1 pseudogene is annotated in these 1,236 nt (G+C 35.0%); it reads left to right on the top strand.

From position 1 onward, the window contains the following. Positions 1 to 1,056 (top strand): annotated as a pseudogene (locus B3J44_RS23925) (hypothetical protein); the annotation flags it as partial. Between the last annotated feature and the right edge of the window lie 180 nt (positions 1,057 to 1,236).

The raw sequence follows: 1,236 nt of genomic DNA on the forward strand, positions 1-1,236 counted from the left end.
GCAGATATGGAAGCTCTTCAAGCTAAACTTCTAGCGGACGCAAAAGCAAAAGCCGATGCAGAAGCGACAGAAAAATTAAAAGCTGAAGAAGAGACTAGACTGTTAAGAGAAGAAGAGGAGCGTCAGGCAAAATTAGCAGCAGATAAAGCTAAGGCAGATGCGGCGGCGGCAACACTAGCAGCGAAAGCGAAAGATGATACTGGAAAAGCTATTGAAAACTTGACTCAGTCTGTTGAAAGTACAAGTAAAGTACAAACAGATTTATTAGATCAGTTTAAAGCAACTGTTGCGAATAAGCAAAAAGACTTGAACGATTTAAAAGAAGAGAACGATTTAAGTGAAAAGGGTATTTATAAAGAGCCAAAACCATTCAAAAGTGTAGCGGCAGAAAACAGCCAAATTGAAGCATTGAAAGTTCAGATTGCTGATGCAAATACTAGCATGAAAAATGAGATTGCGAAACTTACAAATCTTTATAACGATAGGCTTAAAAAGTTCCCTAAAGATGATCCTTTGAATAAGGCTTATCTTGAGAAGATAAACGAATTAAAAGCGGCTCAGTTGAAAATGGAAAGTGAAGGAGCAGCTTTAATTGCCGATTTAGAGCGTATTAAAACAGGGACTGAAATTGAGCGTAAACGTAGAATTAAACGTGCAGCTTATGAGAATGATGAAGGAAGATATGCACAAGATATTGCGGCTCTTAAACGAATAAAAGAGACAACAAAAGTAAGTAGCACGCCATTAAAAGCAAATGATTTTGATTTTGGTGAAGAGCAGTCAAATATGCAGATTATTAAAAATATTAAAAACTCTGATAGCGGATATTATTTGATTCTTGCAGTACACAACAGTGTTGAGAAAAGAGATGAGTTTTTAATTAAAGCAGTAGCTGCAGGACTTACAGATGTGAATTTCTTTTATAATGTGACAACAAGTAAGTATTACATCTATTACGAAAAATATGACGGTTTACAAGAAGCGACAAAGGCATTGGAAGCAAAAGGTAACAAGCCATACAACGGTAGAATGGCTGTCGTAAAAGTTGAGAATTAGTAAAAGCACTAGTCTCTCTTAAAATGGGAAGAGAGACTTTGAAATAAATGTTATCAAATACAAATTTTTTTATTCGCTAATGCCCCTTAGAGGATAAACAGAAGTAACAAAAAAAAGATTATGAGAAAGCCTACTAACCTAAGATTGATTTTATTGACTTTGTTTTTATTGCAAAGTTAT

It is taken from the genome of Flavobacterium sp. UBA4854, from assembly GCF_002399805.1.
In the GTDB taxonomy this organism is placed as follows: Bacteria; Bacteroidota; Bacteroidia; order Flavobacteriales; family Flavobacteriaceae; genus Flavobacterium; species Flavobacterium ginsengisoli.